The sequence below is a fragment of the Nocardiopsis trehalosi NBRC 14201 genome, from assembly GCF_001552555.1.
Classification (GTDB): domain Bacteria; phylum Actinomycetota; class Actinomycetes; order Streptosporangiales; family Streptosporangiaceae; genus Nocardiopsis_B; species Nocardiopsis_B trehalosi.
This window is the reverse complement of record NZ_BCRK01000083.1, coordinates 1-24,958: the sequence shown is the minus strand read 5'-3', so window position 1 is coordinate 24,958 and position 24,958 is coordinate 1. Positions and strand designations below refer to the sequence as shown.

The 24,958-nt window shown below is 75.9% G+C and carries 18 protein-coding genes; 8 read left to right on the top strand and 10 right to left on the bottom strand.

The annotated features are described in order from the left end of the window. Both NT8_RS15850 and NT8_RS15845 read left to right on the top strand, forming a co-directional pair. Positions 1–1,079: sigma 54-interacting transcriptional regulator (locus NT8_RS15850; RefSeq protein ID WP_067969993.1), on the top strand; the 1,079-nt coding region annotated here is incomplete at its 5' end. Positions 1,080–1,172: 93 nt separating this feature from the next. Further along, positions 1,173–3,122: a vWA domain-containing protein gene (locus tag NT8_RS15845; RefSeq protein ID WP_067969992.1), complete on the top strand. Its 1,950-nt coding sequence runs from the start codon at positions 1,173–1,175 to the stop codon at positions 3,120–3,122. A 61-nt stretch (positions 3,123–3,183) separates the two neighbouring features. On the opposite strand, the gene NT8_RS15840 is transcribed toward NT8_RS15845, so the two are convergent. Together NT8_RS15840 and NT8_RS15835 are read right to left on the bottom strand one after the other, a co-directional pair. Then, the gene (locus NT8_RS15840) at positions 3,184–4,002 is read right to left on the bottom strand and encodes a GntR family transcriptional regulator (protein ID WP_067969988.1); all 819 of its coding nucleotides are present in this window, start codon (positions 4,000–4,002) and stop codon (positions 3,184–3,186) included. 6 nt (positions 4,003–4,008) lie between these two features. After that, positions 4,009–4,770: a GntR family transcriptional regulator gene (locus NT8_RS15835; RefSeq protein ID WP_067969985.1), complete on the bottom strand. Its 762-nt coding sequence runs from the start codon at positions 4,768–4,770 to the stop codon at positions 4,009–4,011. Positions 4,771–5,027: 257 nt separating this feature from the next. Here NT8_RS15835 and NT8_RS15830 point away from each other — a divergent pair, with 257 nt between their 5' ends. Next, positions 5,028–5,276 carry a hypothetical protein gene (locus NT8_RS15830; protein ID WP_067969982.1) on the top strand — a complete coding sequence of 83 codons (249 nt, stop codon included), beginning with the start codon at positions 5,028–5,030 and terminating at the stop codon, positions 5,274–5,276. Positions 5,277–5,420: 144 nt separating this feature from the next. Here NT8_RS15830 and NT8_RS15825 read toward each other — a convergent pair whose 3' ends face one another. The 4 genes from NT8_RS15825 to NT8_RS15810 form a co-directional block, all read right to left on the bottom strand. After that, on the bottom strand, positions 5,421–6,566 hold the full coding sequence (locus NT8_RS15825; protein WP_067969978.1) for a cystathionine gamma-synthase: 1,146 nt from the start codon (positions 6,564–6,566) through the stop codon (positions 5,421–5,423). A gap of 89 nt (positions 6,567–6,655) precedes the next feature. Beyond that, entirely contained in the window at positions 6,656–7,744 is a 1,089-nt protein-coding gene (locus NT8_RS15820) for a glycosyltransferase family 4 protein (RefSeq protein ID WP_067969974.1), read from the bottom strand. A 7-nt stretch (positions 7,745–7,751) separates the two neighbouring features. After that, a complete protein-coding gene (locus tag NT8_RS15815; protein WP_067969971.1) occupies positions 7,752–8,681 on the bottom strand; it encodes a glycosyltransferase family 2 protein in 930 nt (309 codons plus the stop codon). A 36-nt stretch (positions 8,682–8,717) separates the two neighbouring features. Then, a complete protein-coding gene (locus NT8_RS15810) occupies positions 8,718–10,739 on the bottom strand; it encodes a hypothetical protein (protein WP_067969968.1) in 2,022 nt (673 codons plus the stop codon). A 218-nt stretch (positions 10,740–10,957) separates the two neighbouring features. On the opposite strand from NT8_RS15810, the gene NT8_RS15805 reads away from it, so the two are divergent. Both NT8_RS15805 and NT8_RS15800 read left to right on the top strand, forming a co-directional pair. After that, positions 10,958–11,767 carry a TIGR03089 family protein gene (locus tag NT8_RS15805; RefSeq protein WP_067969966.1) on the top strand — a complete coding sequence of 270 codons (810 nt, stop codon included), beginning with the start codon at positions 10,958–10,960 and terminating at the stop codon, positions 11,765–11,767. 20 nt (positions 11,768–11,787) lie between these two features. Beyond that, positions 11,788–13,269 (top strand): LCP family protein, encoded by a 1,482-nt coding sequence (locus NT8_RS15800; protein ID WP_084468986.1) that lies wholly within the window; start codon positions 11,788–11,790, stop codon positions 13,267–13,269. Between the two features lie 168 nt (positions 13,270–13,437). Here NT8_RS15800 and NT8_RS15795 read toward each other — a convergent pair whose 3' ends face one another. From NT8_RS15795 to wecB, 3 genes are all read right to left on the bottom strand, one after another. Beyond that, positions 13,438–15,561 carry a glycosyltransferase gene (locus NT8_RS15795; protein WP_245646203.1) on the bottom strand — a complete coding sequence of 708 codons (2,124 nt, stop codon included), beginning with the start codon at positions 15,559–15,561 and terminating at the stop codon, positions 13,438–13,440. A 261-nt stretch (positions 15,562–15,822) separates the two neighbouring features. Beyond that, the gene (locus NT8_RS15790) at positions 15,823–17,565 is read right to left on the bottom strand and encodes a hypothetical protein (RefSeq protein ID WP_174549577.1); all 1,743 of its coding nucleotides are present in this window, start codon (positions 17,563–17,565) and stop codon (positions 15,823–15,825) included. Positions 17,566–17,626: 61 nt separating this feature from the next. Further along, on the bottom strand, positions 17,627–18,757 hold the full coding sequence (wecB, locus tag NT8_RS15785; RefSeq protein WP_084468985.1) for a non-hydrolyzing UDP-N-acetylglucosamine 2-epimerase: 1,131 nt from the start codon (positions 18,755–18,757) through the stop codon (positions 17,627–17,629). A gap of 196 nt (positions 18,758–18,953) precedes the next feature. Here wecB and NT8_RS15780 point away from each other — a divergent pair, with 196 nt between their 5' ends. From NT8_RS15780 to NT8_RS15770, 3 genes are all read left to right on the top strand, one after another. Continuing rightward, the gene (locus NT8_RS15780; RefSeq protein WP_157515846.1) at positions 18,954–20,570 is read left to right on the top strand and encodes a glycosyltransferase family 4 protein; all 1,617 of its coding nucleotides are present in this window, start codon (positions 18,954–18,956) and stop codon (positions 20,568–20,570) included. Positions 20,571–21,130: 560 nt separating this feature from the next. Next, positions 21,131–22,450, top strand: coding sequence for a nucleotide sugar dehydrogenase (locus NT8_RS15775; protein ID WP_067969960.1), 1,320 nt, complete (start codon positions 21,131–21,133; stop codon positions 22,448–22,450). A 232-nt stretch (positions 22,451–22,682) separates the two neighbouring features. Continuing rightward, positions 22,683–23,831 (top strand): glycosyltransferase family 4 protein, encoded by a 1,149-nt coding sequence (locus NT8_RS15770; RefSeq protein ID WP_067969956.1) that lies wholly within the window; start codon positions 22,683–22,685, stop codon positions 23,829–23,831. A 32-nt stretch (positions 23,832–23,863) separates the two neighbouring features. Here NT8_RS15770 and NT8_RS15765 read toward each other — a convergent pair whose 3' ends face one another. Then, positions 23,864–24,721, bottom strand: a complete 858-nt coding sequence (locus tag NT8_RS15765) for a glycosyltransferase family 2 protein (RefSeq protein ID WP_067969953.1) — start codon at positions 24,719–24,721, stop codon at positions 23,864–23,866. Positions 24,722–24,958: the final 237 nt, after the last annotated feature.

Genomic DNA, 24,958 nt, shown 5'->3' with positions numbered 1-24,958 from the left:
CCCGCTGCCGCCGGCTCGCCGCCGAGTCCGGCGACGACCTTCCGGTGTCGTGGTGGCACCGCGCCGACCGCTACGGCGAGAAGCTCGCCACCCCCGACACCGCGGTGGCCGACCTCATCGGCGACGTCGACCCCGTCCGGCTGGCCGAGGGCCGCAGCCTGGGCGACCCCGAGACCGTGCACTTCGGCCTGGTCCCGAGGTTCAACCGGGGCGTGTTCTGCCTCAACGAGCTGCCCGACCTCGCCGCCCGCATCCAGGTGGCGCTGCTCAACGTGCTGGAGGAGCGCGACGTGCAGATCCGCGGGTACACCCTGCGGCTGCCGCTGGACGTGCTGCTGGTGGCCAGCGCCAACCCCGAGGACTACACCAACCGCGGCCGCATCATCACCCCGCTCAAGGACCGCTTCGGCGCCGAGATCCGCACCCACTACCCGGCCGACCTGGACGCCGAGGTCGCGCTGCTGCGGCAGGAGGCCGCGCTCGACGGCGGCCCAATCGTCCCGGCCCACCTGATCGAGACCGTGGCCCGGTTCACCCGGCTGGTCCGCGGCTCCACCTCGGTGGACGACCGGTCGGGGGTGTCGGCCCGGTTCGCCATCGCCGGCATCGAGACCGTCGCCGCGTCCGCCGAGCGCCGCGCCGCCCTGGCCGGCGAGGACACCGCGGTGGCGCGGGTGTGCGACCTCCCGGCGATCGTGGAGACCCTCCAGGGCAAGGTGGAGTTCGAGGTCGGCGAGGAGGGGCGCGAGACCGAGGTCCTGGCGCACCTGCTGCGCCGCGCCACCGCCGACACGTTCCGGCACACGCTGGGCGGCGCCGACCTGACGGCGCTGACCGACCTGTTCGCCGACGGCGGCACGGTGGAGTCCGGCGAGCTGGTGGCGGCCACCGACCTGCTGCGCGGGGTGGGCCCCCTGCCGGGGCTGGCCGACCTCGTCGCCCGCCTGTCGCCCGACGAGGGCGCGGGCGAGACCCCCGGGTTCGCCGCGTCGGCCGTGGAGTTCGCGCTGGAGGGCCTGTACCTGAACCGGCGGCTGTCCAAGGACGCCGTGGCCGACCGCACCGTCTACCGGACCTGAGCCGGCGGCCGGCACCCACACCACCACGCCGCCCGCCCGCGCCGCCGCACCCCGCGGCCGCGCCGGGTCCGGGCGGCCGCGAGGGAGACCCCGATGGACCGCTACCGGTACGGCGACTACCACGAGGGCCCCGACCCGCTGGCCCCGCCCGCCGACGTGCGCTCCGCGGTCGACGAGCTGGGCCGCGACGTCATGGCGGGCGCCACACCCCTGCGCGCGCTGCGCGACCTGCTGCGGCGCGGCACCCAGGGGGCCGCGGGCCTGGACGACCTGCTGCGGCGGGTGCGCGAGCGCCGCGAGCGGCTGCGCTCCCGAGGCCGGCTCGACGGCACCCTGGAGCAGGCGCGGGCGCTGCTCGACCGCGCCCTCGGCCAGGAGCGCGCCGAACTGTTCCCCGACCCCTCCGACGACGCCCGGCTGCGCGAGTCCGAACTCGACGCGCTGCCGGGCGACACCGCCGCCGCGGTCCGCCGCCTCGCCGACTACCAGTGGCGGTCGGCCGCCGCCCGGGAGAGCTTCGAGGAGCTGCGCGACCTGCTCCGCCGCGAGGTGCTCGACGCCCGCTTCCGCGGCATGAAGCAGGCGCTGCGGGACGGCGCGGTGGACCTGGCGCGGGTGCGCGCCATGGTCGACGCCCTCAACGCCATGCTGGAGGCCGACGACCGGGGCGAGCACACCCCCGAGGACTTCGCCCGGTTCATGGCCGAGTACGGCGACCTGGTCCCCGACGACCCCGCGCCGCGCGACCTGGAGGAGCTGGTCGACGCGCTGGCCCGCCGCGCCGCCGCCGCGCGGCGGATGCTGGACTCCCTCACCCCCGAGCAGCGGGCCGAGCTGAGCGGGCTGATGGACCAGGCCGCCGCCGACGCCGGCCTGGGCGAGGCCCTCGACCGGCTGGGCGGGGCGCTGCGCGCCCGCCGCCCGGACCTCGCGTGGTCGGGCGGCGAGTCCGTGGACGGGCCCGAGGGCCTGGGCGTGGGCGACGCCACCACCGCCGTGGAGGAGCTGGCCGACCTCGCCGAGCTCGACACCGCGCTGCGCCAGGGCTACGCCGGCGCCGGGCTGGACGACGTCGACGAGGAGGCGGTGCGGCGGGCACTGGGCCGCTCGGCCGTCGACGACCTCGCCCGGCTCCGCGCGCTCGAACGCGAGCTGCGCGACCAGGGCTACGTGGAGGGCACCCGGTCCCGGCCCCGCCTCACGCCCAAGGCCGTGCGCCGCCTCGGCGAGACCGCGCTGCGCGACGTCGTCTCCGACGCGGTGCGGGCGGGCCGCCCCGGGGCCCACGCGCGGGCGGCGGCGGGCCGGTCGGGCGAACCCACCGGCGCCACCCGGCCGTGGGAGTTCGGCGACGAGGACCCGCTGGACGTGGTGCGCACGCTCGGCAACGCGGTGGCGCGGGGCGGGGCCGCCGAGGGCCGCATCCGCATGGCGCCCGAGGACTTCGCGGTGGTCGAGACCGAGCGCCGCGACGCCGCCGCCGTGTGCCTGCTGGTCGACCTGTCGTACTCCATGGCGCTGCGCGACCTGTGGGTGTCGGCCAAGCAGACCGCCATGGCGCTGCACTCCCTGGTCACCACCCGGTTCCCGCAGGACGCCGTGCAGATCATCGGGTTCAGCGACTACGCCCGGGAGCTGCCCCCCGGCGGCCTGGCGGAGCTGGCGTGGGAGCCGGTGCAGGGCACCAACCTGCAGCACGCGCTGATGCTGGCGGGCCGCCACCTCGACCGGCACGCCGACTTCGAGCCGATCGTGCTCGTGGTGACCGACGGCGAGCCGACGGCGCACCTGGACCGCGGCGGGTCGGCGGCGTTCGCCTGGCCGCCGTCGCCGGAGACCACCACCGCGACGCTGGCCGAGGTCGACCGGATGACCCGGCGCGGGGCGGCCCTCAACGTGTTCCTGCTGGCCGACGACCCCCGCCTGCAGCGGTTCGTGGACGAGGTGGCGCGGCGCAACGGGGGCCGGGTGGTGCGGCCCGACCCGGACCGGCTGGGCGGCTACGTGGTCCGCGACTTCCTGGCCCGGCGGCGCTCCGCCTGACCCGGGCCCCGGGCCCGGCCCGGGCTCCCAGGGCCGACCCGGGGCGCCGGGCGGCCGGCGGTCAGCGCTCGAAGATGCTGACGTCCGAGGCGAGCAGCAGCAGCTCGCCGGGGGCGTCGCCGTCGGCGTACAGCAGCTGGTGGCGGTCGGCGGGCATGACGGTCTCGGTGAACCGGGTGGCGCGGTCGCCCGCGTAGGCCACCCGCTCCTGCACGAGCAGGGCCACCCCCGGCCCCACGCCGAAGGCGGCGCTCTCGGCGGGGTCGGGCATGCGCGCCCCCACGACGTCCCACGACCAGGTCTCGGTGTGGCCGAGGCCGCGCAGCACGGCGTGCGCGCCGCCGTCCAGGGAGCGCGGCGACATCAGCGGGGTGCCGTCGGCGAGCGCGTAGGGGTAGTGGGTGGTCTGCGCCTCCCACAGCCGGCCCTCCACGAACCGGTCGCAGCCGCGCACCACCACCAGCCGGTCCTCCGGCGCCCCGCCGTCCCCGGGGGCGGCCAGCCCCAGCCGCTTGGCCACCTTGGGCCGCAGGGCGTCGATGCGGACGGTGATCCGCTCGGTCACCCTGTCGTACCCGGCGGCGCGCACGTGCGGCGCGTAGCCGTCCTGGAAGCGCTCGGCGTCGGTGCCGCCCGGGACGGCGGTCGCCAGGTGCACGATCGGCCGGTAGTCGCGGACGAACGCGCCGCGGCCCTGCCGGATGACGATGCGCCCCTCCTCCTCCAGGGTCCGCAGCGCGGTGCGGACGGTGCCCCGCGAGACGCCGAACCGCTCGGCCAGCTCCTCCTCGCGCGGCAGGGGGTCGCCGGGGGCGTGGTCGCCGCGCAGCAGCGCCTGGCGCAGGTGGTCGGCCACGACGGTCTTGCGGGGCGTGCTCATGCGGTATCAGTCCCGGTGGTAGGCGTCGAGGTCGCCGATCTCGTACTGGAACCGGGTGCCGTGCCCGGCGAACACCGTCCAGGTGACCCGGATGGCGCGGGTACGGGAGAAGCCGGTCCGGTAGAGGTCCAGCACCGGGATACCCGGTGCGAGTTCCAGCTGAACCGCCTCCTCGGGGGTGGGCATGCGGGTGCGCAGCTCGTCCACGTAGCCGACCTGGGTGTGGCCGAGGTCGTGCAGCACGCGCAGCGCGCCGCGCTCGATGTCGTCGGGGTGCATCAGCTCGGTGCCCTGGGCGATGTCCATGGGGTAGTAGGAGGTCTCGACCATGGCCGAGCGGTCGTCCACGAACCCGTAGGTGCGCCGGACCACCACCATGTCGCCCTCATCCACGCGCAGCCGGCTGGCGATGTCGGCACCGGCGCTCTGGATGAGGAGTTCGGCCACCCGGGCCTCGGCGCTGAACTCGGCGAAGACGATGTCGTGGCCGTCGCCGCCCGGGTCCTCGCGGACCTCGCGGGGCACGCGGTTGGCGTGGAAGGTGACCGGCGGCACGCTCTGCACGAAGTGGCCGCGGCCGGGCCGGCTCATGATGAGGCCCTGGTTGCGGAGCATGCCCAGGGCGAGCCGGATGGTGTTGCGGGAGGCGTCGAAGCGCTCCTCCAGCTCCTTCTCCGAGGGCAGCCGGCCGCCGGGGGGCAGCTCGCCGTCCTTGATCTCCCGGCGCAGGGCGCGGGCGATCTGGCGGTATCTGCTCTCTTCACGCATGGGGGGCTTCCCTCGGGGGTAGGTAGCTTGTACCAACAAGTCCAACCTGATGTCTTGACCCCACCACATGGATGGGTCACCATCAAACCATGGTAGTAGCAGAGGCCCCGGTCCTACAGCGGTTCGGTCGCCTCCCCCCGCAGGGGCTCCGCGCCCCGCCCACAACAGAAGAGAAGGGGTGACCATGTCCCTCACGAGAACCCGCCCCGGGCCGTCCTCCGCGCGCCCCCGTCCCGCCGCCGAAGGCGGGTGACCCCATGGCGATCCTGCTCGTCGTCGCGGGCCTGCTGCTCCTCGGCCTCGCCGTCGGCTTCCTGCTCGCGGTCTCCATCGGCATCCGCCAGCGCGACCGCCGCGGCGGCTACCGCTCGCTGCGCGACGGCACCGACAGCGCCCTGTCGCTGTCCGGCCGCCGCCTGCTCAACCTGACCTTCCGGACGCCGGAGTCCGGCGGCCGCCCCGCGGCGGACGACCCGACCGATCCCGACCGGTCGCTCGCCGCCTGACCCCCGCGGGCCGACCGCCCGCACCCGCCGCACCCCGCGGCGCCTCCGCCCGCCGGCCACGCCGGCCCCCGCCGCCACGTCCCGGCCCACGGCCGGGCGCGCGGCGGGCCGACCGGCGGCCGCACGGGCGGACGCCCGGCCGCGTCAGTCCTCCAGGGCCGCCCGCAGGTCGGCCACCAGGTCGTCGGCCGACTCGATGCCCACCGACAGCCGCACCAGGTCCGCCGGGACCTCCAGCGGCGACCCCGCCGTCGAGGCGTGGGTCATCCGCCCGGGGTGCTCGATCAGCGACTCCACCCCGCCCAGCGACTCCCCCAGCGTGAACACGCGGGTCCGCTCGCAGACCCGCAGCGCGGCCTCCTCGCCGCCGCGCAGCCGGAACGACACCATGCCGCCGAACGCGCGCATCTGCCGCTCGGCGGTCTTGTGCCCGGGGTGGTCGGCCAGCCCGGGGTAGAGCACCGACGCCACCGCCGGGTGGCCCGCCAGCTCCTCCACGACGCGCTCGGCGTTGGCGCAGTGCCGGTCCATCCGCACGCCGAGGGTCTTGGCGCCGCGCAGGGTCAGCCAGGCGTCGAACGGCCCTGCGACCGCGCCCATGGTGTTCTGGTGGAACGCCAGGCGCTGGCCCAGTTCGGGGTCGGCCACGACCAGCGCGCCGCCCACCACGTCGGAGTGCCCGCCCAGGTACTTGGTGGTGGAGTGCACCACCACGTCGGCGCCCAGGGACAGCGGGCGCTGCAGGTAGGGCGAGGCGAAGGTGTTGTCGACCACCAGCAGCGCGCCGACGTCGTGCGCGATCTCGGCCAGCGCCTCGATGTCGGTGATGTTGAGCAGCGGGTTGGTCGGGGTCTCGGTCCACACCAGCGCGGTCTCGGGGCGCACGGCCCGGCGGACCGCGTCGGCGTCGGACTGCGGGACCGCCTCCCAGGTGACGCCCCAGCGCTCCAGGACCTTCGCGAACAGCCGGAAGGTGCCGCCGTAGGCGTCGCCCGGGATGATCACGTGGTCGCCGGGGCCCAGCACGGTGCGCAGCAGGGTGTCCTCGGCGGCCATGCCCGAGGCGAACGCGAGCCCCCGGACCCCGCCCTCCAGGGCGGCCAGGCACTCCTCCAGGGCGGTGCGCGTGGGGTTGGCGGTGCGGGAGTACTCGTACCCGCCGCGCAGCCCGCCGACGCCGTCCTGGGCGTAGGTGCTCGTCTGGTAGATGGGGACCACGACCGCGCCCGTGGCGCCGTCGGCCTCCTGACCGGCGTGGATGGCCAGTGTCTCGAACCCGTCGAACGTCATGGGCCCCACAGTAGTGCGGGCGCGGGGCCGGCGCGGACCGGGCGCGGGACGACGCGCGGGCGGGGCGCGCGGCGGCGCGCGGGCGGCCGCTAAGCGCGGCCGAGCAGGGCGTCGGTGTAGGCGTCCCAGTAGGGCCCGGGGTCGACCGGGCGCACCCCCGCGCGCAGCCGCTCGGGCTCGCCGGGGGCGTAGAACGCGCGCAGCGTCCGGGCGAGGTCGTCGGGGTCGCCGGGGGCGCACAGCAGCCCGTCGACGCCCTCGCGCACGTGCGCGGCGAGCGCCCCGGCGCGGGTGGCCACCACCGGCAGGCCGTGCTCGTGGGCGAGCCACACGTTCTGGCTCGCGGTCGCCGACCGGTAGGGCAGCACCACGGCGTCGGCGGACGCGAACAGGGCGGGCAGCTCCGCGGCCGGCAGGTAGCCCTCGCGGAACTCCACCCGGTCGGCGACGCCCAGGTCGGCGGCGAGTCCGCGCAGCGCGGCCGACCCGCTCCACACCTCGCCCGCGACGGTGAGCGTGACCCCGGGCGGTCCGGCGGCCAGCGCGCGCAGCAGCACGTCGACCCCCTTGTAGGGCCGGACGATGCCGAAGAACAGCAGGTGCCGGCGGACCCCCGGGGCGGGGCCGGCCGCCGGGCCGGCGCCCTCGGGCAGGTGCGGCGGGAGGGCGGCGGTGCGCACGTCCCCGCCGGGCAGCAGCCCCCGGGCGAGCCGCTCCTGGTCGGCGGAGTGCACGAGGACGCGGTCGGTGCGGCGCAGCAGGGCGCGCATCAGCGCGGCGTCGCCGGGGCGGGGCTCGTGTGGGAGCACGTTGTGGCAGAGCGCGACGGCGGGCACCCGCCGCCCGGCGCCGGCGAGCACGCCGAGGTAGGGCGGCACCTGCACGGGGGTGAGCACGGTGAGCACGAGCAGGTCGGCCGTCCGCGCGGCCCGCCGGCCCGCGCCCCACCACCCGTCGGGCCGGTACCAGGCGAGGGCGCGGCGGGTGCGGGGGAACAGCGGGCCCTCGGGGGCGTCGACGGTCTGCCGCCCGGGGTAGAGCAGGGCGGGGTACTGGGCGCGCCACGACTCCACGGTGACGTCGTGGCCGCGCGCGGTGAGGCGGTGGGCCAGCTCGGTGGTGTGCCGGGCGCCGCCCCCCTTATAGGGGTGGGCGGGGCCGACGAGGGTGACGCGCACGCCGGCCTCAGGCGCCGTTCCGGGACCGCACGATGAGGTCGGCCAGCAGCGCCATGGAGGCCACGATCAGCCCCGTGGTGAGCAGCATGATCGTGTTGTTGGGGATGTAGAGCGGGGTGCGGACCATGTCGAACACGAACTTGGCCGCCCCGATCCCCAGCAGCCACAGCGCGAGGGGCATCAGGACCTTGAGCGGGTTGAAGTACATCACCATGCGCAGCACCTGGAGGATGTAGCGGTAGGCGTCGCGCACGAAGTGGAACTTGGAGCTGCCCGCCCGGCGGGAGTAGTCGATCGGCACGTACCGGACGGGGTGCTGGTTCGACAGGAACGCCAGGGTGATGGTGGTGACGCAGGAGAACCCCGGCGGGAGCAGCCGCAGGTAGGGCAGCGACACCTCGCGGCGGAAGGCCCGCAGCCCGGAGTTGAGGTCGGGGATGCGGGTGTTGGTCAGCCGCTCGGCGAGCTTGCGGATCAGCCACTTGGTGGGCACGCGCAGGATCTTGTGCGTGCCGGCCTCCTGGCGGCGGGCGCCGACGACCTGGTCGAGTCCGGGGTCGTCGCGCAGCATCGCGACGAGCTCCGGGATGCGCTCGTTGGGGTAGGTCATGTCGGCGTCGGTCCACACGACGATCTGCCCGCGCGCCCGCTGAGTGCCGATGCGGCGGACCGTGCCCGACCCGCCGTTGTGCCCGAACGCGATCACGCGCAGGTGCGGGAACCGGGGTTCGGCCGCGCGCAGCCGGTCCAGGGTGGCGTCGGTGGAGGCGTCGTCGATCGCCAGCAGCTCGTAGGCGATGCCGGAGGCGTCCATGGCCGCGCAGATGCGCTCGACCTCGGTGACGACGTGGTCCTGCTCGTTGTAGCAGGGCAGCACGATGCTGGCGTAGGGAGGGGGCTCCGCTGCGCCGTCGGGATGGGGAGGCGTCTCGCTCACGGTCGACCCAGGATAGTGGTGTGCGCCGGGGCGCGGTCAGCCGACCACGGCGAGCCAGACGTCGCCGTGGAAGGCCCAGGCCCCGGACGGGGGCCGCATGAGCGTACTGGGGTCCTGTGCGCTCTGCACCTCGAACGGGTGGAGCACGGGGGTGCCCGGGGGCACGATGCGCTCGATGCGGTCGGGTTCGGAGGCGGCGACGACGGGGGTGCGGCCGCGCGCGCGGATCTCGTCGACCACCCGGACCGCGTCGGCCACCGGGTCGGCGGCGGTGATGGCGGCCGTCGGCACCCCGCACATGCCCCGGACGAGCTGCATGTAGTTGTGGTAGAGGCCGTCGACGATGACGACGCTGGCGTCGGACGGGATCGCGTCGCACAGCGAGCGGGTGGCCGCCACCGTGCCCACGTCGGAGCGGTAGTCCATGACCCCGGCGGCGGTCACGGCGGTGGGGGCGGTCATGACCACCGCGCAGAACGCGGCGGCCGCCGCGGCGAGGCCGCGCGCCGCCCGGCCTTCGCCCTCGCGCAGCCGGCGGGTGAGCCAGGCGACGAACCAGACCCCGATGAGGACGAACGCGGGCAGCACCAGGACGACGAGGCGCCGGCTCGCCCACGGGTGGTCGGGGGTGATGGCGGGCCGGGCCAGGGTGGTGGCGACCGTCCACACGAGCAGCAGCAGCGGCAGCGCCCACTGCGGGTCGGTGCGGCGCAGCACCCGGCGCACGAGCAGCGCCACGCCCAGCCCCGCGAACAGCACGGTGCTCAGGCCGACGTACCAGCCCACCCAGTACAGGCTCATCTCGTCGTAGGTGCGGTCGGGATCGAGGGCCAGCCCCTCGATCCCCTGCACCTGCCCGATGTAGGCGGCGGTCGCCTCGTCGCCGTGGCCGCGGTGGGTGTACACCAGCGGGCGCAGGGCGAGGGCGGCCACCACGAGCAGCGCCAGGCCGGCGGCCGCGGTGGGCAGCCACGCGGGCCGGTCGGTGCGCGGCACGCCGCGCCGCCAGAGCAGGGCGGTGGCGGCGGCCACGGCGACGACGACGGCGGCGCTGATGGCCAGCAGCGGATCGAGGGAGGCGGACAGGTAGTCGAGGTAGGGCTTGGACAGCCCGAACCCGGCGGCGAACCCGTAGCCCAGGCCGACGGCCAGCCCGCCGAGCAGCGGCACGGCCTGGCCCCGGCGGGCGAGCAGCAGCAGCCCGACGAACCCCACCACGGGCAGCAGGTCGCGGAGCGCGTCGATGCGCACCACCAGGCCGAGGCCGAACGCCACCCCCGCGGCGGCGGCGAGCGCGTGCGGCGCCCCCCACCGGCCGCGCGCCCCGGCGCGCCGGGCGAACGCGTCGTAGGCGAGCAGCAGCGCCCCGAGCATGAGGACCTGCGCGACGGGCTCGCTGTAGGTGGCGCGGCTCGCCCACTGCTGGGGCAGGCACACCGCCAGCAGCAGGGCCGCCAGGGGCGCCCAGCGCGCGCCGACGAGCCGGGCGGCCAGCCCGCCGAACACGAACACGCCCAGCGCGCCCGCGATCGGCGGGACGAGCAGCATGCCGTCGAGTCCGCCGATCCAGTGGCCGACGGAGAACAGCAGCGGGGCGCCGGCGAGGAACTGCGGCCAGACCGACCGGCCGACCTCGTAGTAGGCGAGGCTGCCGTAGGACAGCGCGGGGTCGTCCCCGGCGATGAGGGGGCGCTGCTGCGGGATGGGCAGCGACCCGTTCTGCGCGATCCACGCCGTGAACTGCGCGTAGGAGGCGGGGTCGCGCCGGATGACCAGGGTCTCGCCGTGGTACACGAGCTGCACGGCGGCGAAGGCCGCCGCGATCAGGACGGTCGCGGCGAGCGGCCACCACGGGAGGCCGTCCTCGGCCAGGTCGGGCACCAGCCGCGGCAGCAGGACGGCGGCGGCGAGCACGGCGGGGACGCCGAGGAGGGCGCCGGCGAGCGGGGTGAACACCCCCGCCACCAGCAGCGGGAACGCGACCAGGAGCCACGCGGCGGCGGCGGCGACGGGGACGGCCGTGGCACGGGCGAACAGGCGGGCGGGCGTCAGGCGCATGGAGGGAACCGTCTCGGTCGGCAGGCGATTGCGCGGCGTGAGCGGGCGGGCGCGGGCCGCGGCGCGCCACCACCGCCCCCCGGTCGCCTTCCACCCCCGGGCAACCTACCGAAGGCCGCGCGCGGACACCACCGCATCGGCGGGGACGCGCGATAGCCTGTGGCGGCCCGGGGCCGCGGGGCGCCCGCGCGGCCCGCCGCGAGAACCCTGGAGCAGCCGTGCCCGCTGAGACCCCGGCCGGCCTGTGGCGGTCCGCCGCCGCGGCCGACCCCGCCCGCCCCTTCGTCACCGCCTACGACGCGGCCACCGGGGGCCGCGTCGAGCTGTCCTACGCCACGTTCGACAACTGGGTGGCCAAGACCGCCAACCTGATCACCGACGGCCTGGGGGCCGGACCGGGCGAGCGCGTCGCCCTGGCCCTGCCGGCGCACTGGCAGGCCCTCGTCTGGCTGGTGGCGGCGTGGTCCACGGGGCTGACCGCGGTGCCGGTGGACCGCGGCGGCCTGGCGGGGGCGGCGGCCGACATCGCCGTGGCCGACGCCGACGGGGTCGATGCGGCCCTCGACAGCGGGGCGCGCGAGGTGGTGGGGGCGTCGCTGCACCCGCTGGGGATGCCCCTGGCCGACTGCCCGCCGGCCGCGCTGGACTACGCGGTGGAGGTGCGCGGGTACGGCGACCGGTTCACCCCCGGCCCCGTCGACCCCGGCGCACCCGCCCTGGACACCGGGGACGGCGTGCTGTCCGGCGCGGAGCTGGCCGCGCTCGCCCGAGGCCGGGCGGCGGAGTGGGAGCTGACAGCCGCGGACCGCGTGGCTATCATCACCTCGACGCCGGGTTCCCTCGCGGACCTGGGACCGGAGCTGTCCCGCTTCCTCGCCCCCGTGGCCGGCGCCGTGCCGCTCGTGCTCACCCCGGGGGATGCTTCGGCTAACCTGCAGGCACGGCTTGGCATGGAACGCGTAACGGCGGTGGCCGACGCGCGGCCCGGCTCCCCCGCGCTCCCGGGCGAATTCAAGCCTCTTCCCTGACCCCGTCCGTTTGGTGCCAGATGCCCAGAAATCGATCGTCCCGTGGCGCGAAGGCGCACGCGGCGCGGAAGAACCACAGCGCGGCGCGGACCAACCTCAGCCGCGGCGGCTGGGCCGCCGTCATCACGACCGGCCTGGTCATCTGCAGCAGCCTCACCGCCTACGGCGCCTACTACGACCTCTACGGCAACATCAGCCAGGAGTCGATCGACACCGACGCCTTCGGCGACCGCCCGAGCCGGGTCGACGGGGCGCTCAACGTCATGGTGATCGGGTCCGACGTCCGGACCGGTGAGAACGGCGACTACGGCGAGGCCGAGGGCGAGCGCCCGGACTCCCTCATCATCGCGCACATCTCGCCCGACAAGGGCACCGCGACCATGATCAACCTCCCGCGCGACTCCATGGTCGACCTGCCCGCGTGCGAGGCCTCCGAGGACGGCAAGTACCCCGGCATGACCGCGCAGCGCGGCATGATCAACTCCGCCATGTCCTACGGCGGCGTCGAGTGCCAGTGGATGGCGGTCGAGCAGCTCACCGGCATCCACATCGACCACTTCGTCAGCGTCGACTTCACGGGCTTCCGCGACATCGTCGACGCCATCGGCGGGGTGCGGATGTGCATCCCCGAGCCCATCGACGACGACAAGGCCAAGCTGCAGCTGGATGCGGGCGAGCAGACCCTCAACGGCGAGGAGGCGCTCGGCTTCATGCGCTCCCGCTACGGCCAGGGCGACGGCAGCGACACCTCCCGCATCGGCCGCCAGCAGGAGTTCCTCGGCGCCATGCTGCGCCAGGTCATGAGCGGCGAGATCCTGAGCAGCCCCACCACCCTCTACGACTTCCTCGGCTCGGTCACCGAGACCATCACCACCGACGACGAGCTGACCGTCGACACCATGGCCGACATCGCCATCGCCATGCGCGAGGTCGACATGTCCAACGTCAACTTCGTCACGGTGCCCAACGGCGCCGACCCCGCCGACCCCAACCGGCTCGTCTGGAGCGAGCCCGCCGCCTCCGAGCTGTTCCAGGCGGTCGCCCAGGACGAGGACCTGTCCGGCGGCGACGGCGGCGGGGACGAGGGCGGCGACAGCGGCGGCGGCGAGGAGGAGCAGCCGGAGGAGGAGGCCCCGAAGGTCGAGCCGGGCGACGTCAGCGTCGACATCCGCAACGGCACCGACACCTCCGGCCTGGCCGACCAGGTGGCCCCGCTGCTGACCGAGAAGGGCTTCCAGGTCACCGGCACCGGCAACCCCGACATCGTGCCCGAGCAGACCACCGTCTACTACGGCCCGGGCCAGGAGGCCCACGCCGAGACCCTGGCCGGCGAGCTGGAGAACGCCGTCACCGAGGAGAACCCGGCGCTGGGCGAGACCGTTCAGCTCGTCATGGCCCCCTCCGACTGGCAGGGCCTCAAGGGCGACGGCGGCTCCGGCGACTCCGGCGGCGGCGCCCCGGCCGGCGGGATCACCGCCGCCGAGGCCCAGACGGAGTGCTGACCGCTCCCCCGCACGGACACCGAGGGGCCCGCACCGGAACCATCCGGTGCGGGCCCCTCCGCGTCGGCGGCCGCGCCGCACAAGGGCGGCCGACGCGCCGCGGCGCCGGCCCCGGCGGCACATCCCGGGGCCGGCGCCGCGTGCGCCTCCGTCCGCCTCAGGCGGCCGCTAGGCCGTCACCGCGCGGGTGAGATCGACGGGCTCGGGCACCTTGCCGTGCACGACGAGGTCGGTCCACAGGTCGCAGACGCGGCCGAGCGCGTAGTTCTCGGTGATCTCGGCCTGCGCGGCCCGCCGCGCGGCGTCGAACCGGCCCTCGCTGACGATCGTGTGGATCGCCTCGGCCATGGCCGCCGTGTCGTCGTGCAGCCACCGCGCCGAGTAGATCGTGTCGGCGCCCGGCCAGCTCAGCACCGCCGGCACCCCGCCGGAGGCGGCGCACTCGGCGGGGGCCAGGTGGAAGCTCTCGTCGTCGCTGGTGGACAGCATGAACCCGACCCGGCGCAGCCAGGCGCCCACATCGGGGCCGAACGGGTCGAACACGACCCCCTCGGCGAGCAGGTCGCTGCGCTGGATGGAGCGGTAGGTGCGCTCGTAGTACTCGCGCTCCTCCGGCCGGTTCCAGATCCACCAGTAGTCCCACGGCTGCTTGGACTTGACCGCCAGCGTGTAGCGCGGGTCGCGGCGGCGCAGCTCGGCCAGGACCTCCAGGCCGCGGTCGAGCCGCTTGCGCGACGGCGCGATGCCGATCATGCCGAGCGTGTACTCCGCGCCGGGCAGCTTTGGCCGGTCGAGCTGGGCCACGTCCACCCAGTTGGGCAGGACCACCACCTTGTCGGCGGGCCAGCCCGCCAGCTCGCGGGTGAGCGACGCGTAGTAGGGGCTGACGCACACCACGGCGTCGACCTTGTCGATGTCGAGCTTGCGCGGCCACTCGGCGTACAGCTCGAAGCGGTGCAGCCGCACGACGAGGCGCTGGCCCGGCCGCTTGTGCTGGGCGTAGAACAGCGCGTTGGGCCCGCACCACTCGCAGATGACCACGTCCGCCCAGGCCGCCAGCTCGCGGCTGCGGTACTGGTCGTGGGCGCGCAGCGACTCCCACTCGTCCAGGCGGACGTCCAGGCCGGGCAGCGACATCAGGTAGTCGGCGAGGCGGGTGAAGAACTTGAGGTCGTGCCCCGCGATGACGACCTTCAGCGGCCGCTCCGGGTCGACGCCCGCCGGCATCGGGGGCAGGGCGAGCGCGAGGTAGCCGCGCAGCCGGTCGGCGGCGCGCTCCAGGGTGAACCGGGCCGACGCGGCGCGGCACCGCTCGGCGGCCTCGCGGTAGATCTCCGGGTCCGCGGCGAGCGTGAGGACGTCGGCGACGCTGTCGGTGTCGGCGCCCGCGTACAGCGGGTAGTCGGCGCCGAGCAGGGCCTCGTGCATGGGGGTGCGGTTGAGCACCACCGGCAGGCCGAGCGCGCCGAGTTCCAGCACCTTGGTGGACAGCTCCAGGCTGGCGTCCATCTCGGGGTCGCGCCAGGACAGGCCGATGTCGCACTCCGCCGACAGCCGCAGCGCCTCGGCGCGGGGGCGGCCGCCGTGCCAGACGACGTCGTCGCCCTCCAGGGCGCGGCGCATGCGCTTGGCCCATTCGGGGTCGTCGCCGTGGATCTTGTCGCCGATCATGTGCAGTTCGGCGGCGACGCCGCGCTCGGCCAGGGCGGCCGGGAGCCCGGTCATCTCCAGGGTGTTCCAGCGGGACGCGAACTTGCCCGTGTAGACGAGCCGCAGCCGCTCGTGCGGGGTCCCGGAGCCGGCGACGCCCTCGGGGGCGACGACGACGGGCGGGAACAGCACGCTCTTGCCGCACGCCGCCGGGATGGCTGCCTCCAGGAACCCGCGCAGCTCCTCGGTCTGGCAGAGCAGGAACCGCGAGGCCACCGCGATGTCGGTGAGCTCGGAGACGGCGGTGGAGGTCATCTCGGTGACGTTCTGCGGGACGTCGGTGAGGTAGGTCCACAACCGCCCGGCCAGGGCCTCCTCGGCGGCGGCCAGGCCGGCCAGCCGGCGGCCGCGCACCACGACGAGGTCGAAGCGGCGCTCGGCGTCGAGCCGGGTCATCAGCGCGACGGCCTGGTCCGGGGTGAGGCCGCGCGGCCCCAGGTCGGAGAGGAGCCTGTCCTCGTAGGGGCGGCGCACCGTCACGTGCTCGGCCCCCATCAGCGGGGCGACGAGCCGGTCGGTGGTCACCGGCGCCTTGAGCAGCAGCGTGACGTCGCACCCCGCCGCGGCGAGGCCCTGGGTCATGGACTGGGCCCACACGGCGGACCCGTCGATGATGTTGAGGTCGACGTCCCCGTAGACGAGCGCGCGCGGCCGCGTAGCGTGGTCCGGCACCGTCACACCCCCCGTCCGTTCGCGTCCGCCGTGCTGCGGGCGCCCCTGGGCGCTGCCTGGGTGTCCGCTCGGTGGTTGGTCACGTGCTTCCCTTCGAAACCGATCCGCCGGGGCCGGACCCCGGAGGACGTCTGCGCCGCCGCGTCGCGGGCGACCGGCGGCGCGTCACTGTCACGACTGCGCATGCGGGGTGGTGCGCCTGCGGTCGGGGGACTCCCAGCGGCCGTCCGCCATCGGGCCGAGGGCGAGGAGCCGCGCCCCGTGCCGGTTCCACACCCCGGGCTGCAGGCCTCGGCGCACGAGCTCGCGGCGGGCGAGGTCGGGCCGGATGGCGCTGACGAACACGTACTCCTGGTCGGCCACCGCGTCGTCGACCGCGTCGGCGGACGCGCCCTCGGGCCGCCAGGCGGCGATCGCCGGGCCCACCGCGTCGGCGCCGGAGCACTCGGCCGCGCACAGCACGTCGGCCAGGAACGCGTCGCCGCGCGGCTCGCGCCACAGCGCGGTCCACGGCGCGGACGCGGCGGCGGCCAGCCGGGCCCAGTCGGCGGGCCCGGGCTCGCCCTGCGGCTCCGGCCCGGCGACGGTGCGCAGCGGCACGCCGTGGGTGCGCAGCCGCTCGATCCCGGCGAAGTGCGCGGCGCTCTCGGGCACCAGCACCTCGGCGGGGGCGTGCGACTGGCCGAGGACGTCGCCGGCCAGGGCCAGCGAGGCGTTGTCGTCGGCGGGCAGCGCGAGCAGCGCCACCCGGCGGCCGCGCAGCGGCAGGGAGGCGGCGCCGGCGCCGGGCGCGAAGGCGAGCGCGCCGAAGATCTCGGCGAGCCGGACCGGGGTGGCGTCGGTGAGGAACACCGAGCGCAGCACGAGCCGCAGCTCCTCGGGGCCGAGCGCGCCGGCCGCCCGCATGCGGTCGAGTTCGGCGGCCGCGGCGCCGGAGCGCAGGGCGCCCGCGTCGGCGGGCACGGTGTGCAGCGCGCCGGCCTCGGCGCGGTCGCCGGAGCGGCGGTCGCCCAGCAGCAGCGCCCGCGCCCCGCACACCAGGGCGCGGTCGGCCAGGGCGGGGTCGTCGACGACCACCCCGGCGGAGCCGCGCAGCACCGCGGGCAGGTCGTCCCAGGCGGGCGCCGGGCGGCGCAGGCCGTCGAGGGTGGCGGCCAGCCGGGTGACCACGGCGCCGCCCGGCCCGGGCGAGGGCAGGTGGGCGGGCGCCGGGTCGCGCTCGGGTTCGGCCGCGACGGGGTTGAACAGGTGCAGCGGCACCCCGGTGTCGCCCTCGTGGACGAGGTCGAAGCCCAGGGAGCGCAGCGCGGGCGGCGCGGGCGCGTCGGCGATCAGCACCGAGGGCACCCCGCGGGCGGACGCGGTCTCGACCACCCAGTGCAGGGCGCGGGTGCGGTCGGCGACGGCGGGGTCGCCCGCGTGCGCCCACAACCCGCCCGGCGCGGTGGCCGACGCGGACACGCACACGGCGTCGACGTCGACGGACTCCAGGACCGCCTGGGCGTTGTGCGGGCGCAGCGGCACCACGCGGACGTAGGGCTCGACGGCGGCGCGGACCTCGGGCGAGAGCACCCCGGCGACGACGAACCGGTCGTCGCGGACGCCCACCGTGCCGGCGAGCAGCCGGGCCTCCTGCCGCTCGGCGTCGAAGGAGCGCACCGGCTGGGTGGTGCGGCGGCGGCCGCTGCCCTGGCGGGTGGTACCGCTCTTGCGCCACAGCCGGAACAGGTCGCGGGGCAGCCGGATGAGGCCGCGCCCGGGCCGCTTGGCGGCGGCGGTCAGCGCCCGGCCGACCTGGAGCGACGTCGAACCCTCCAGCGCCGCGAGGCGGGACCGCGCCTCCTGGAGCTGGGCCTCCCGTTCGGTGAGCGCCTGCCGGAGCTGTTCGGTCTGGCTCTGTTCACGCCGTTTCACAGCAGCATTCCTACCTTGCGTTGGGCGGGGTCCGGCGGCGCGGCGGGACGGCGCGCGGGGGTCACCGGCCCGCCAGGATGGTGGCGATGCGCTCGCCGGCGCGGCCGTCCCACAGCGGCGGGACGTCGGCGACGGTGGGCGCGCCGGGGGTCTCCCCGGCGAGGATCTTCGCGACCAGGCCGGGCAGTTCGGAGTCGACGACCAGGCGGTTGGTGCCGTGGGTGATGGTGACCGGGCGCTCGGTGTTGGGGCGCAGGGTCAGGCACGGCACGCCCAGGATGGTGGTCTCCTCCTGCACGCCGCCGGAGTCGGTGACGACGGCGGTGGAGCCGCGGACCAGGGTCACGAAGTCGACGTAGCCGAGCGGGTCGAGCAGCCGCATGCGCGGGTGGTCGCCCAGGCCGGCGGCGGCGAACGCCTTGGCCCCGCGCGGGTGGACCGGCATGACGACGTCGACCTGGTCGGCGACCTCGTGCAGCCGGGCGGCGAGGCGGGCGACGATGGCGGGGTCGTCCACGTTGGCCGGGCGGTGCAGGGTGGCGGCCACGTAGGCGTCGGGCAGGTCGAGGCGGGCGCGCAGCGCGGCGGTGTCGAACCGGTCGATGTTGCCGAGCAGGGTGTCGATCATCGGGTTGCCCACCAGGTGCACCCGGTCGACGTCGACGCCCTCGTGCGCGAGGTGGCCGACCGCCTCGGGGCTGGTGGCGAACAGCACGTCGGAGAGCTGGTCGGTGACCCGGCGGTTGACCTCCTCGGGCATCGTCCAGTCGAACGACCGCAGCCCCGCCTCCACGTGGGCGACGGGGATGTGCAGCTTGGCGGCGACGAGCGCCGCGGCGAGGGTGGAGTTCACGTCGCCGTACACGATGACGAGGCCGGGTGAACGGGTGGTGAACTCCCGCTCCAGGCCGACCATGAGCGCGGCGGTCTGCTCGGCGTGCGAGCCGGAGCCGACCCCGAGGTCGACGTCGGGGCGGGGCAGGCCGAGTTCGCGGAAGAAGACCGCGGACATGCGGTCGTCGTAGTGCTGGCCGGTGTGCACGACCGCCTGGCGGACGCCGCGCGCTTCGAGGGCGGCCACCACGGGGGCGGCCTTCACGAAGTTGGGGCGCGCGCCGACGATGTGCACGATCTCGGCGTCGGGCGCGAACCCGGCGGCCGCGGGGCGGCGCTCGGCCTGGGCTGACGACATCTTCTTCCCTTCGTAGGCGCACGGCCGGTGATCACGTCCCGTGCCCGACGCCGTGGCGTCACCGGCAGGTCACCCGGGCGTGGTTGGATTCCCGACCGTGCGCAACATCGTGAAAGCGGCTTCCTTCACCGCGACCCTGACCTGGCGGCACCTGCGGGCGGAGCCCGCCCGCCTGCCCCTGCTGGCCCTGCGGGTCATGCCGGGGCCGACCCGTTCGGCGGCCCGCGGCGCGCTGGGCCGCGCCGGGGCGCTGCCCCGGGCGTACGCGCTGTGGGACGCCGGGCGCCGCGAGGACGCGCTGGAGTCGGTCCGCGGGACCGCCCGCCGGGCGTCGCCCCGCGCGCTGGCGCGCCTGACCGCCTTCGCCCTGGCCGTCGAGCAGCCCGGACTCGCCCGGGAGCTGCTGGACCGGGTGCCCGGCGGCCGGCGGCGGGCCGGCCTGGAGCACCGGCTGGCGCTCACGACGGGACGGGCGGTCCGCGCGGAATCGCCTGGTCGGTGGCACGCCACAACGGTAACGCCGCAGCGGAGAACGCGACACTACGACGCGATGAACGATCGGGGATCGCCCACCGGCGGCCTCCGCGTACTCCACGTGGTCACCAACGCGCTGCCGCACACCAACGCCGGCTACACCCAGCGGACGCACCGCATCGCGCTGGGGCAGCGGGCGGCGGGCCTCGACCCGCACGTGGTGACCCGGCTGGGCTACCCGCTCACCAAGGGCGTGCCCGACACCCGGCCGCGCGTCGACGTCGACGGCGTGCCCTACCACCGGCTGCTGCCGTGGACCGCGCCGGCGGGGCCCGACCAGGAGCTGCGGGCGGCGCTGCGCCGCGCCGGGGCGCTGGTGGAGCGGTTGCGCCCGGACGTGCTGCACGCGGCGAGCAACCACCGCAACGCCGCGCTGGCGCTGGAGCTGGGGCGGCGCTTCGGCCTGCCGGTGGTCTACGAGGTGCGCGGGTTCCTGGAGGAGTCGTGGCTGTCGCGCGACCCCTCGCGCAGCACGTCCGACGCGTTCTACCTGGCGGAGCGGGCGGCGGAGACCGCGGCGATGGCGGCGGCCGACCTGGTGGTGACGCTGGGCCGGACCATGCGCGACGACATCGTGGCGCGCGGGGTCGACCCGGAGTCGGTGCTGGTGGTGCCCAACGCGGTGGACGAGGCGTTCCTGGAGCCGCTGCCCGACGGCGCCGGGGTGCGCGGCGGGCTGGGGATCGGCCCGGCGGATTTCGTGGTCGGCACCACCACGACCTGCTACGGCTACGAGGGGCTCGACACGCTGGTCGACGCCGTCGCCGCGCTGCGCGCCCGGGGGGTCCCGGCGCACGCCCTGGTGGTGGGCGACGGGCCGGAGCTGGGGGCGCTGCGCGAGCGGGCGCGGGCCGCCGGGCTGGAGCGGGCCGCGCACTTCCCGGGGCGGGTCCCGGCGGGCGAGGTGCGCGGCTACCACGCGGCGCTCGACGTGTTCTGCGTGCCGCGCCGCGACGACCGGGTGAGCCGCCTGGTCACCCCGCTGAAGCCGGTGGAGGCCATGGCGGGCGGGCTGCCGGTGGTGGCCAGCGACGTGCCCGCGCTGGCGGAGATCGTGGCGGCGGGGATCACCGGCGACCTGGTCCCGCCCGGCGACCCCGTGGCGCTGGCGGACCGCCTGGAGCGGTTGGCGGCGGAGCCGGAGACGCGCGCGGCCTACGGGCGCGCGGCCCGCGAGCGGGTGGGGCGCGACCGGACGTGGACGGCGGCGGCGCACCGGTACGCGGCGGCGTACACGGCGCTGACGGGGGCCGCCGACGGGGCCGCGGCGCGCGGCTGAGGCGGGGCCCGGAGAACGGCCGGGGCGGGGCCGCGGCCCCGCCCCGGCCCAGCGACGCGGTGGCGGGCGCCCCGGGGCGGCGGGGGCCGCACGGTCCGCGGCACGGCACCCGGTGTTCACCTTTCCGTCACCCATTCCGGGTGGTCCGCTTTTCCGCGCGCAATTCGATTCCCCCGGTACACCCGTTCCCCTCCCGTTTCCGCCGTCCGGTCATGTGACCTCCCCCCGGTGGAGCGGGGAACCGCGAGTGGCCGGACGGTGAAATCCGGCGGACGAGTTCGGACAGGGCCGGGGTTTCGCCCGATTACGGGCTTACAGTCGGAAAACGCAAGGGATCTTGCCAGGCCGCGGGGCCATCCGGCCCGCACGGCCATCGGGAGGCGGCCGCACCTACCGCGAAATCGGGTCCGGCGTACGGCGAATGCGGAGAATGTCCGGAGCAGGTCATTTCCTCCGCCATCGGCCAACGCGGAACGGCGCCCCGGCGTCCAGTTCACCGCAGGACGGTCCCGATCCCCGCTTTTCCACACAGCAGACAGAGAACACGAGGGGGAACCCCTGTGGACGTCGTCACCTCAACCACCGACCTGGTCGTCATCGGACTGGGCTACGTCGGCCTGCCGCTCGCGCAGGAGGCGGCGCGGGCCGGCCTCACCGTGACCGGGCTCGACGTCAGCACCCGCGTGGTCGACGGGCTGACCGCCGGGACGTCGCACGTCGACGACCTGACGTCCGCCGACATCGCCGAGATGCACGCGGCCGGGTTCACCGCCACCACCGACCCCGGGGTCCTGGCCGGCGCCCGGACCATCGTCATCTGCGTGCCCACCCCCCTCTCCGCTGAGGGCGGGCCCGACCTCGGCGCGGTCACCGCCGCCGCCCGGTCGATCGCCGCCCACCTGACGCCCGGCACCCTGGTGGTCCTGGAGTCCACCACCTACCCGGGCACCACCGAGGAGGTCGTCCGGCCGATCCTGGAGGAGTCCGGGCTCATCGCCGGGGCCGACTTCCACCTCGCCTTCTCGCCCGAGCGCATCGACCCGGGCAACACGGCCTTCGGCGTCGCCAACACCCCGAAGGTCGTCGGCGGGCTCACCGAGGTCTGCGGCGAGCGCGCCGCCGACTTCTACGGCCGGTTCGTCACCGACGTCGTCCGGGCGCGCGGCACCCGCGAGGCCGAGATGGCCAAGCTGCTGGAGAACACCTACCGGCACGTCAACATCGCCCTCGTCAACGAGATGGCGATCTTCTGCCGTGAACTCGACGTGGACCTGTGGGACGCCATCGCCTGCGCCGCCACCAAGCCGTTCGGGTTCCAGGCGTTCTACCCGGGACCGGGCGTGGGCGGACACTGCATCCCGATCGACCCGAACTACCTGTCGTACAAGGTGAAGACCCTCGGCTACCCGTTCCGGTTCGTGGAGCTGGCCCAGGAGATCAACGCCCGGATGCCCTCCTACGTGCTCCAGCGCGCCCAGGAGCTGCTCAACGACGCGGGCCTCGCGCTGTCGCGCTCCAAGGTGCTACTGCTCGGGGTCACCTACAAGGCCGACATCGCCGACCAGCGCGAGTCGCCGGCCCGCCCGGTGGCGCGCAAGCTCGCCGAGAAGGGCGCCACGCTCGTCTACCACGACCCGCACGTCGCGGGCTGGACGGTGAACGGCGCCGAGGTGCCGCGCGCCGAGGACCTGGAGCAGGCGCTGGCCGAGGCCGACCTGACCGTCCTGCTCACGGACCACGCCGCCTACCGGCCCAAGCTGCTGGCCGAGCACGCCCGGCTGCTGCTGGACACCCGCGGCGTGCTGCGCCGCGCCGCCCCCGGCTCCGCCGACGGGCGCCGCACCGCCGCCACCGACCGCGAGGGCCTCCAGGTGCTCTGACCCGCGCCCCGCGCCCGCACCATCCGGCCGCCGCCGGGCCTTCCCCCCGGCGGCGGCCGCGGCGTGCCCGCGTCCGCCGCGCGCGCCGGGCCGCATTCATCGGCCCCATGCCTCCCCGTAACCCTCGTTTTCACCCGTTGTTTCCCCGCGCGGCTAGCGTGGCCGACGGGACGCCCGCACGCAGGGGGACGTGCCCGACCCGATAGGCGTTCGGAAGTCAGGTGAGACGGACATGCACGCACTCGTCGCGACGGTGGTCCACCACCCGGAGGACGCGCGCATCCTGCACCGCCAGATCCGCGCCCTGCTCGACGCCGGGCACACCGTCACCTACATCGCCCCGTTCCGGGAGCGCGGGGTCACCCCGTGGCCGGAGCTGACCGTGGTGGACGTGCCCCGCGCTGCGGGCCGCCGGCGCCTGCGGGCGCTGCGCGCCGCGCGCGCCGCCCTCGCCGCGCACGCGCCAACGGCCGACGTGCTGCTCTTCCACGACCCCGAGCTGCTCCTGGCGCTGCCCGACGAACGCCCGCCGACGGTCTGGGACGTGCACGAGGACGCCGCCGCCGCGCTGCTCACCAAGCCGTGGCTGCCGCGTCCGCTGCGCCGCCCGCTGGCGCCCATCGTGCGGAGCTTCGAGCGCCGCGCCGAACGGCGCATGCACCTGCTCCTCGCCGAGGAGGGCTACCGGGACCGGTTCACCCTGGACCACCCGGTGATCCCGAACACCACCTACGTGCCCGAGGCGCCCGAGCGCGTCCCCGGCACCGACCGGGTCGTCTACCTCGGCCACCTGTCGGCCGCGCGGGGCGCCGCCGAACTCGTCGAACTGGGCCGGCTGCTGCGCCCGCACGGCGTGCGGGTCGAGGTCATCGGCTCGGCCGACCCGCAGACCCGGCCCCTGCTGCGCGCCGCGCAGCAGGAGGAGGCGGTCCACTGGTACGGGTTCGTCCCCAACGACCAGGCGCTGCGCATGATCAGCGGGGCCCTCGCCGGCATCAGCCTGCTGCACGACACCGCGAACTACCGCCACTCCATGCCGACCAAGGTCGTCGAGTACATGGCGCACGGGCTGCCGGTGGTGACCTCGCCCAACCCGGCCGCGGCCGCGCTGGTCGACGGCGGCTCCTCGGCCCCGTGCGGGATCGTGGTGCCGTTCGGCGACGTGCGGGCCGCCGCCGACGCGGTGCTCGCGCTGCGCTCCGACCCCGCCCGGCGCACCGCCATGGGCGCCGCCGGGCACGCCACCGCCCGGGCCCGGTTCCACTGGCCCGTGCAGGCCGAGACGTTCGTCCGGCAGCTGGAGCAGTGGGCGGGCGCGGCCCCGGCGCGCGGGCCCGTCCCGGCCGCCGCCGCGCTGCCCGCTACGAGCCGCACCGCCTGAACGAAGGACCCGCCTCCGGGCGGCGCCCAGGCCTAGATGATCGGCGGCCGCCCGGTGCGGGTCATGCGCCAGGCGGTCGACCACCGGATGGGCGTGCGCGGGCCGCAGTCCTCGCGCCAGCCCTCGCGGAACCCCTGGAACCACGCGCGCAGCGAGGTGCGCGACCGCTCGCGCAGCAGCGTGATGCCGACCCAGTTGGCCAGGTAGACCGCCGCCAGCGGCCACGGCAGGTTGCGCCGCGCCAGCCAGACCCGGTTGCGGGCGTTGAGCCGGAAGAAGTCGGCGTGCCGGGTGGGCGCCACCGCCGGGTGGTACATGACCGCGTCGGCGTCGTACTCGATGTGGAAGCCGGCGTCGAGGATGCGCCAGGCGAGGTCGGTCTCCTCGTGGGCGTAGAAGAACCCGCCGGGCAGCCCGCCGCCCTGGGCGAACGCGGTGCGCCGGATGGCGCACGCGCCGCCGAGGAAGGTGGTGACCCGGCTCGACCGCTGGGGGTCGCCCGCGCGCAGCCGCGGCACGTGCCGCCGCTGGTCGGGGCCGCCGTCGGGGTCGGCGATGCGGAACGAGACGGCGCCCAGCCGGGGGTCGGCGGCGAACCGCTCGGCGACGTGCCGGGCGAGGTCGCGCGAGCGGTACCAGCCGTCGTCGTCGAGGAACAGGATGATCTCGCCGGTGCCGGCCTTGACCCCGTGGTTGCGCCCCTCGGGGATGCCCACGTTCTCGGGCAGCCGTACGGTGGTGACGCCGTCGGGCAGGTCGGGGAGGTCGGCCCCGTTGCCGACGACGATGACCTCGACGTCGGCGCCCTCCTGCTCGAAGACGCTGTTGATGGCGCGGCGCAGCTCGGCCGGGCGGTTGCCCATGGTGAGCAGCACGCAGGAGATCTTCATCCGCCGCGCACCTCCGGTACCCGCCGCCGCGGTCTCGGCACGGTCGACACGGTCAAGGACAGGGGTGTCGGCGGGGCCGCCAGCGGGGCGTGCGTCCTCGCCGCCCGGCGCTGCGGGCGCGGGCACATCCGGAAACGCGGGACTGGTCATGGGCACCGTTCGTACGTGGCTGCGGGGTGGACGGGAGTCGACGATCGCACGACAAGGCTAACGGAAGGATAAAACCGGGTTTGCGAT